4 protein-coding genes are annotated in these 8,314 nt (G+C 59.9%); 1 reads left to right on the forward strand and 3 read right to left on the reverse strand.

All coding sequences use genetic code 11. The annotated features are described in order from the left end of the window. Positions 1-773: 773 nt before the first annotated feature. From QZZ60_RS09175 to QZZ60_RS09185, 3 genes are read right to left on the reverse strand one after another with little or no spacing between them, the layout of a single operon-like run. Positions 774-3,908: an efflux RND transporter permease subunit gene (locus QZZ60_RS09175; protein WP_295640732.1), complete on the reverse strand. Its 3,135-nt coding sequence runs from the start codon at positions 3,906-3,908 to the stop codon at positions 774-776. Continuing rightward, on the reverse strand, positions 3,908-5,101 hold the full coding sequence (locus QZZ60_RS09180; protein ID WP_295640734.1) for an efflux RND transporter periplasmic adaptor subunit: 1,194 nt from the start codon (positions 5,099-5,101) through the stop codon (positions 3,908-3,910). Before QZZ60_RS09180 ends, QZZ60_RS09175 begins: the two co-directional genes overlap by 1 nt. 36 nt (positions 5,102-5,137) lie before the next feature. Next, the gene (locus tag QZZ60_RS09185; protein ID WP_295640736.1) at positions 5,138-6,544 is read right to left on the reverse strand and encodes an efflux transporter outer membrane subunit; all 1,407 of its coding nucleotides are present in this window, start codon (positions 6,542-6,544) and stop codon (positions 5,138-5,140) included. 239 nt (positions 6,545-6,783) lie between these two features. Between QZZ60_RS09185 and QZZ60_RS09190 the strand changes: the two genes are divergently transcribed. After that, complete coding sequence (locus QZZ60_RS09190; protein WP_295640738.1) at positions 6,784-7,692, forward strand: LysR family transcriptional regulator; 909 nt, start codon at positions 6,784-6,786, stop codon at positions 7,690-7,692. The last annotated feature ends 622 nt before the right edge of the window (positions 7,693-8,314 follow it).

Genomic DNA, 8,314 nt, shown 5'->3' on the forward strand with positions numbered 1-8,314 from the left:
ATATAATTGTATGTGTGAACTCATATATGTAATTTACATATATTTTATATAATTCGAATAATATTACATAAAGCATTGTGTCCACTTAAACATATAATTTTTAATTTGTATAGCAGTAAACTACATTGTCATTAAATAGCTGTTCATGAGCTTTACGGTGGATTTGAATTTCATTGAAACGTATGCAGGAGAACGAGTTGCAGGCGGAGCAAGTCGGAAAAGATTCTTTACGGCAAGGCAAAAAAATGTTTTCGGGGGAGGGAAAACGAAGAGGGAAAAGTGGTGCACTCAGCGCATCTTTTTCTTGATTGAAGGGCGGGATCATGCCCGCAGAAGGAAAGGGACTGTTCGGACCAGAGGATAACAACAGGAGGGGCGTCGTTGCCGAGAGACGTCTCGTTTGCGGGGGGGCGTGAGAACGGCAAAATGGGGGCGTTCCATGGCGTGCAGAAGCGCGGTTTGCCTGGCAGGATCTCCACGCTGCATCTTGCCATGATGTTCGGGAGTTGTTTCGGAGAGAGGGCAGAACTGCCGGTCATGGGAGCGGCAGTCTTTCGAAAGACGAGGAGGAGACGGGAATGATGAGCTTGGAAAGAGAAAAGGAGAAGAGCTAAGAGGGAGTGCGGAAAAGTTTTTCGGCTGGATCAGAGCAAGACCGTATTTTCGTGGTCATGCAGTCGCATGAATTAAATCAGAAAAGGGCCGTCCTTTCGGGCGGCCCTTGGTTTCGGTCCTGCGCGGCGGAGGGAGAAGCCGTCGCGCGGACTCAGCGTTTATTCATAGCGGGGTCTTCTGGTCAGCTTCTTGCGGAACCATGCGGTGAGCGAGCAGATGACCACGAAGAAGGTGGGGATGAAGAAGATGCCGAGCGAGGTGGCGCACACGGTGCCCCAGAACACGGCCGTGCCCACGGCGTGCTGGCTGGCCGCGCCCGCGCCCGAGGCCGACATCATGGGCAGCACGCCCAGACCGAAGGCCAGAGAGGTCATGAGAATGGGGCGCAGACGGATGCGGCAGGCTTCCACGGTGGCGTCGATGAGGCTTCGTCCTTCCGCCTGAAGGTTTCGTGCGAATTCCACGATAAGAATGGCGTTCTTGGACGAGAGGCCCATGACGGCCAGAATGCCGACCTGGAAGTACACGTCGTTGGTCAGGTCCTTGAAGTAGGTGCCGAGCACGGCGCCGAGGATGCCGAGCGGTATGACGAGCAGCACGGCGAACGGGATGGACCAGCTTTCGTACAGGGCGGCCAGAGCAAGGAACACGACGAGCACGGAGAGCGCGTACAGCATGGTGGTCTGGGAACCGGCCATTTTTTCCTGATAGGAAAGGCCCGTCCATTCCATGCCGAAGTCCTTGCCGAGGTTCTTCACTTCCTCTTCCATGATGCCCATGGCGATGCCGGAGGCCACGCCGGGGATGGGTTCGCCCTGATATTCGAGGGCGGGCATGGCGTTGTAGCGCTGCAGCACGGCGGGACCGAAGGTCCAGTCGGTGGAGTACACGGCATTGAAGGGCACCATCTGTCCCGCGGCGTTGCGGAAGTGGATGCGGTTGAGGTTTTCGGGGTTCTTGCGCACCTCGGCGTCGCCCTGCACGTACACCTTCTTCACGCGTTCGTTGTGCACGAAGTCGTTGACGTAGGTGCCGCCGAGCATGGTGGACACGTCGGAGTTCACGCTGGAGAGCGAAAGGCCCATGCTGGTGGCCTTGGCGTTGTCCAGATGGATGTTGAACTGCGTGATGTCGTCCATGCCGGTGGGACGGATGTAGGCGATCTGGGGGTTGGCGAAGGCCGCGCCCATGAGCTTCTTGCCGGCTTCCACCAGCTTTTCATGACCCACGCCGCCTCTGTCCTGCAGTTCCATGGTGAAACCGTTGGTCATGCCGAGGGAGATGATGGCCGGAGGAATGGCGGCGATGAACTGACCGTCGAGAATGCCCGCGAACTTCTGACGGATGCGGGCGGCCACGGAGGCGGCGTCCTGACCGGGCTTGGTGCGGTCGGCGTAGTCCCTGAGCTTCACGAAGCCCATGCCGGTGTTTTCGGCCACGCCGCCCATGCCGTAGCCGGCCACGAACATGTAGGAAACGACGTTGTCCTTTTCTTCATTAAGGATGTAGTCCGAAACCTGCTGGAACTGAGCCGTGGTCTGAGCCAGCGTGGCGTTCGGGGGCATCTGGAGCATGGTGATGATGGCGCCCTGGTCTTCCGAGGGAAGGAAGGAGGTGGGCAGCTGCTTGTACACGAGGCCGAGACCGCACACGAGGGCGGCGTAGATGATCATGAGCCTGCCGCCGCGCTGCACGAGGGCGTGCACGCCGCCGGCATAGCGGTGCTGGTTCTTGGTGAACATGCGGTTGAACCAGCCGAAGAATCCGTGCTGTGCGCCCTGGGAATGGGGCTTGAGCAGGCTTGCGCAGAGCGAGGGGGTAAGAATGAGGGCCACGAGCACCGACAGCGTCATGGCGGACACGATGGTCACGGAGAACTGCCGGTAGATCACGCCGGTGGAGCCGCTCATGAAGGCCATGGGCAGGAACACGGCGGAGAGCACCACGCCGATGCCGATCAGCGAGGAGCTGATTTCGTCCATGGACTTTTCCGTGGCGGGCACGGGATCGAGATGTTCTTCCTGAATCACGCGTTCCACGTTTTCGACGACCACGATGGCGTCGTCGACGAGCAGACCGATGGCCAGAACCATGGCGAACAGCGTCAGGGTGTTGATGCTGTAGCCGAAGGCGAGCAGCACGCCCATGGTGCCCAGAAGAACGACGGGCACGGCGATGGTGGGAATGATGGTGGCCCGGAAGCTCTGAAGGAAGAGCCACATGACGAGGAACACCAGAATGATGGCTTCCACGAGGGTCTTGACCACTTCATGGATGGAGGCGAGCACGGGGGGCGTGGTGTCGAAGGCCAGTTCGTAGGCCATGCCGTCCGGGAAGTAGTGGGAGAGTTCCTCGATCTTGGCCTTCACCAGATTGGCGGTTTCAAGGCCGTTGGCGCCGGGGGCGAGGGTGACGCCTATGCCCGAGGCGGGATGGTTGTTGTAGTAGGTGGTGATGCCGTCAAGTTCGGTGCCCATGGCCACGCGTGCCACGTCGCGGATGAACACGCGCTGACCGTCTTCGGTCACCTTGAGCAGCACGTTTTCGAATTCGGTGGTGTTGCGCAGAAGGCTCTGGGCCTTGATGATGACGTTGAGGGCCTGATCGTTCTTGCCGCCGATGATGTTGGCGCCGAGCTGACCGGCGGTGACTTCCATGTTCTGGGCGGTGATGGCGTTGCGCACGTCCGAAGGCGTGAGCTCGTACTTGGTGAGCTTGTCGGGATCGAGCCAGATGCGCATGACGTACTTGCCGCCGAACACCTGCACCGTGCCCACGCCCTGCGTGCGGCTGATTTCATCCTTGATGTTGGTGCTGATGTAGTCGGCAAGGTCGATGTTCTCCTGACTGTTGTCAGGCGAGTACAGGGTGATGACCATGAACATGTTGTCGTTGCCCTTGGACACCGACACGCCGTAGCTCTGCACGGCGGAAGGCAGCTGCGACTGCACCTGCTGCACCTTGTTCTGCACCTGCATGTGGGCGACGTCGGGGTCGGTGCCCACCTCGAAGGTGAGGGTGATGGTGGACATGCCGGAGGAGTCGGAGTTCGACTGCATGTAGATCAGGTTGTCGATGCCGGTCATGTTCTGTTCGATGACCTGCGTCACGGTCTGGTCCACGGTGGTGGGGGAAGCGCCCGAGTAACGCGTGTTGATGAGTATGGAAGGCGAGGCCACTTCCGGGTACTGCGATATGGGCATGGTGAAGATGGCCAGCACACCGAAAAGCATGGTGACGATGGCCAGCACCCATGCGAATATGGGGTGATGGATGAAAAAGCGGGAAAGCATTACTTGCTGCCTCCGGCGGCCTCATCAGCCTTCATTTGCTCTTCGGTGACCACCTGCACGGGCTGTCCGCCGCGGGTGTTGTGAACGCCGTTGAGCACGATTTCCTCGCCGAGCTTGAGGCCGTCCGTCACGTACCAGTCGTTGCCTATGGCGTGGCTGATGGTGATGTTGCGGCGCTCGGCCATGCCGTCCTTGACCACATAGACGTAGGGCAGGCCCTTCAGATCGCGCAGAACGGCCTTCTGCGGGGCGAGAATGGCCTGATCGTCCTGCCCCATGACCACGTTGACGCGCACGAACAGGCCGGGCAGCAGCACGTTGGCGGCGTTGGGGAATTCGGCGCGCAGGGTGACGGTGTTGGTGGTCTGATCCACGTTCACGCCGGTGAAGTTGAGGTGACCGGCGGCGGGGTAGAAGGAGCCGTCGTGCATGGTGAGCGTGGCCTTGATGTCGGAGGGAGTCACGTCCTTGAGGTCGCCGCGTTCGCCGAGCTGCTTCTGCAGGGAATACAGGTCGTCGGAAGACTGCGACACTTCCACGTACATGGGGTCGGTCTGGTAGATGGTGGCAAGCGGCGAGGCCTGGCTTGCGGTGAGCAGCGCGCCCACGGTGAAGTTGCTGAGGGTGATGCGGCCGCTTATGGGGGCGCGCACCTCGGTACGGCGGTAGTTGATTTCCGCGGAGTCCACGGCGGCCTTGCACGACTGCACGGAGGCCTGGGCCTGACGCAGGGTGGCCTTCACGTCGTCGTAGTCCTGCTGGCTTACCGACTTGGTCTTCAGCATGCTGGCCGTGCGGCGTTCGCGAAGCTTCGTCACGTTGAGGTTGGCCTCGGCGCTCGCGAGATCGGCGCGGGCCTTGTCGAGGGCGGCCTTGTAGGTGTCGGGTTCGATGCGGTAGAGCACGTCGCCTTCCTTGACCATGGCGCCTTCGGTGAAGCAGCGTTCCTTGAGGATGCCGCCCACTTCGGGACGCACTTCGGCCCAGCGGTAGGCCACGGTGCGGCCCGTGAGCTCACGCTGAATGTCCACCTTGTGCGGAGTCATTTTAACGGTGGTCACGCGCGTCACGCGGGCCTGAGGCGCCTGAGCGGCGTTGTCCTTCTTGGAAATGAGGCCGCTCAGCTGATCGCAGCCGACAAGGAGGAAGGGAAGCGCCAGCAAAGCGGGCGCAAGCTTAAAAAGTCTGGCCATTATGGTATGCTCCTTGAATAAGGATGGAGTAGCGGGTTATTCCTGCCAGCCGCCGCCGAGGGCGAGGCACACTTCGGCTATGCTGACAAGATGGTTGGCGTGAGCCACGGCAAGGGACTGCTGCGCGGTGAACAGATTGCTTTCCGCGGTGAGCAGGTCGAGATAGGAGGCAAATCCGTTGTCGTAGCGGGTGCGGGCGTGCATGACCGCGCGGGAGAGGTAGTCCACCTGACGGGTGAGGGCGCCCACGGAGTTGGCGTATTCCGTCTGGGAGACGAGGGCGTCGCGCACGTCCTTGAACGCGTTCTGCACGGTGAGTTCATAGGTGGCCACGGCGGCCCGCTTGGCGGCTTCCGCGCTGTCCACGGTGCGCTTGATGGTCCAGAAGTTGAGCGGCAGGCTCAGGCTGCCGCCCACGCTCGCGTACTGGTTGGAGCTTCTGAGCAGTTCGTTGAGCTCAAGGCTCGCGCCGCCGAGCAGTCCCGTGAGCGAGAAGGACGGGAAGAACGAGGCCCGTGCCGTTCCGATGTCGTAGTTGGTGGCCTGAAGGTTGGCTTCGGCCTGACGGATGTCGGGACGATGCTCCAGAATCTGGGAAGGAATGCCGGAAGGCAGAGCCGGGGTCTTGTCCAGCGACGTCATGAGCGAGGAGGGCGCCTTGAGACCGTCCATCTTCATGATCTCCGCAGGAGAGCGGCCGAGCAGCACGGCAAGGGAGGTTTCGGCGGCATTCTTGGCGATTCTTGCGGAAGCCAGAGCGTTGCGCGCCGTTTCCACGTTGGCGCGGATGCTCAGAATGTCGAGGTCGCTTATCTGTCCGTTGTCGAAGCGGTTCTGGTAGATCTTGAGGGAGTCTTCGCGGTTCTTCAGAACGTCGCGGGCGATTTCCTCCTGCCAGGTGTAGGCGCTCAGCCAGAAATACGATTCCACCGTGCTTGCCGCCACGGTGAGGATCACGTTGTCGCGCGCGGCTTCGGTGGCCACCAGAGAGGCGCGGGCGGATTCGGCGGCGTTCCAGTACTTGCCCCAGAAGTCGAGGGTCCAGCTTGCGGCGAGCGCGCCGGAGAAGGTGTGCGTGTTCTTGCCGTTGTTCTGCATGGCGGCGGGCGACGTGGCGGAACGCGCCATGGTGCGCGTGCCGTCGGCCGAGGCGGAAGGCACGGGCAGAAGCGCGTCGCGCGCTATGCCGAGTCCGGCCTGAGCCTGATCCACGTTGGCCATGGCCTGATCGATGTTCTTATTGTGCGCGAGCGCCTCTTCCACCAGGGCGTTCAGCGTTTCGTCGTGGAAGCGTTCCCACCACTTGGTCTGGAGGGCCTGCGACTGCGAGGCTTCCCAGGTTTGAGGGATATCCATTTCCGGACGCTGATAGTCGGGCGCAAGATTGCAGCCCGCAAGAAGCAGCATGAATGCCGGAGCAAGAATCGACAGCATTTTGACCATATCAAGGCTCCTGTATCCTTAAGGAATGAGCAACATGCCGGAATGCAACGAGAATGCTTCTGGAAACGATGTGGAGAGCGTTGCCCGCGCGAGTCTCGTCAGAACCGGCATCTCCCTTTTTTTCGAGGGGGGCGTCATTTTGATTGAGTGGACATACCTTATCTTTCTTGTTATAAAAAATCAAGAAGCATCAATATTTTGATAGAAAAAAGAAACAGTATGTCAGACGGGGGAAAACCTTGAACTGGACTATAGAACAGTTGCGCGCCTTTGTCACGGCGGCGGAAAAAGGTTCGTTTTCCGCCGCGGGCCGGGCCATGGGCAAGGCACAGTCCGTGGTGAGCACGCACATCGCCATGCTGGAAGACAGTCTCGGCGTGGAACTTTTTGATCGTTCATCCCGCTCTCCTGTGCTTACGGAAGCGGGGCGTGCGCTTCTGCCCGAGGCACACGCCGTGCTCAGGCAGAGTCACCGCTTCGACTCCTGCGCCATTGCGCAGTACAGCGGCGAGGCCGTGCAGCTCAACATCGTGGTGAGTCACGGCGTGCCGTTTCAGGGCATAAGCGAAGGCATGGCCTCGCTTTCGGCAAAGTATCCGTTTTTGAGCGGCAGCTTTCACATCATTTCTCTGGATGACGTGTGGAAGCAGGTGAGCGAGGGAAGCGCGCAGATAGGCATCGTGGGCGGCCAGCTTCCGGAAATCAAGAACAACTGCGAAATGGTGTGCCTCGGGCAGATGCGCTACTGTCTCGTGGCCTCGCGGGAATCCTCCCTCGGTCAGATGAAGAGCGTGAAGCTGGAAGATCTTGCGCAGTACCGGCAGATCGTGTTCAACCGCACGCGGGCCGAACGGTATCTGCTCAGCTCCCAGTACTGGGAGGTGAACGACGTGGTGGCCGCCATGTACTGGGCCTCGCTCGGCATAGGCTGGGCCGTGGTGCCGCTGGGACTGGCCAAGCGCATAGCGCGCGACGAGTCCATGAAGAACCTCGTCATCCTCGACATGGACAACATGGCGCTCATGGCGCACAACATCTACCTCATCTGGAACAACGCCTTCAGCCGCAGGGACATTCTCGAAGACCTCTGCCGGGATTTGAAGACCTATTATCAGCAGGCCTTCGAGCAGGGGGACACGCTGTTCTAGCCTGCCGGACGGGGCACGGATGAAAAGATGCCGGGAAGAGTGCCCGGCGCGGCGTGATTTCTGAAGCGGAAGCCAGGAAGTCACGCTTTTTTTGTGCCGTTTTCCTCCCTGCGCTCGGCGGCGTCGTGCGGCGCGTTCCTCAGGCCTCCTATTTAAAGGATGAGGCGACGGCGCGGGCCGGGGGCGTCCGGACGTTTCAGGACGGGAAGGGCGGCGTGAGGGCTGCACGAGGCAGCGGAGAAGAGCCTCGGGGACGGCGTTTTTCGGGACGTCGTCATGACGGGAAAGATCGTGGAACAGGGCCCCCATGCCGGAAGACGCCCGGGCAAGGCCTTGTGCTTTCGTGGGGCCGGAAGGAGCTGAACGGTTCATGTCCGTCAACGTCAGCGGAAGGAACGAAACAAAGATAAGACAACAGATGTCCTGAATGCGTCTTGCGTCCGGCGCAGGCCCTTGTGCGACGCCGACACGGGGCGGAAACATGGTTGCCCGTTCCCGGGAACGGACATTTTTCTGAGCATGATGGATGAAAAATTTTCAGACATGGCTTTTTTGAGTGGAAAAACTATATATTACAGTATGATAAAATATTTTATTTTTATAATTTACAATACGTTTTGAA

The sequence above is a fragment of the uncultured Mailhella sp. genome, assembly GCF_905187505.1.
Taxonomy (GTDB): domain Bacteria; phylum Desulfobacterota; class Desulfovibrionia; order Desulfovibrionales; family Desulfovibrionaceae; genus Mailhella.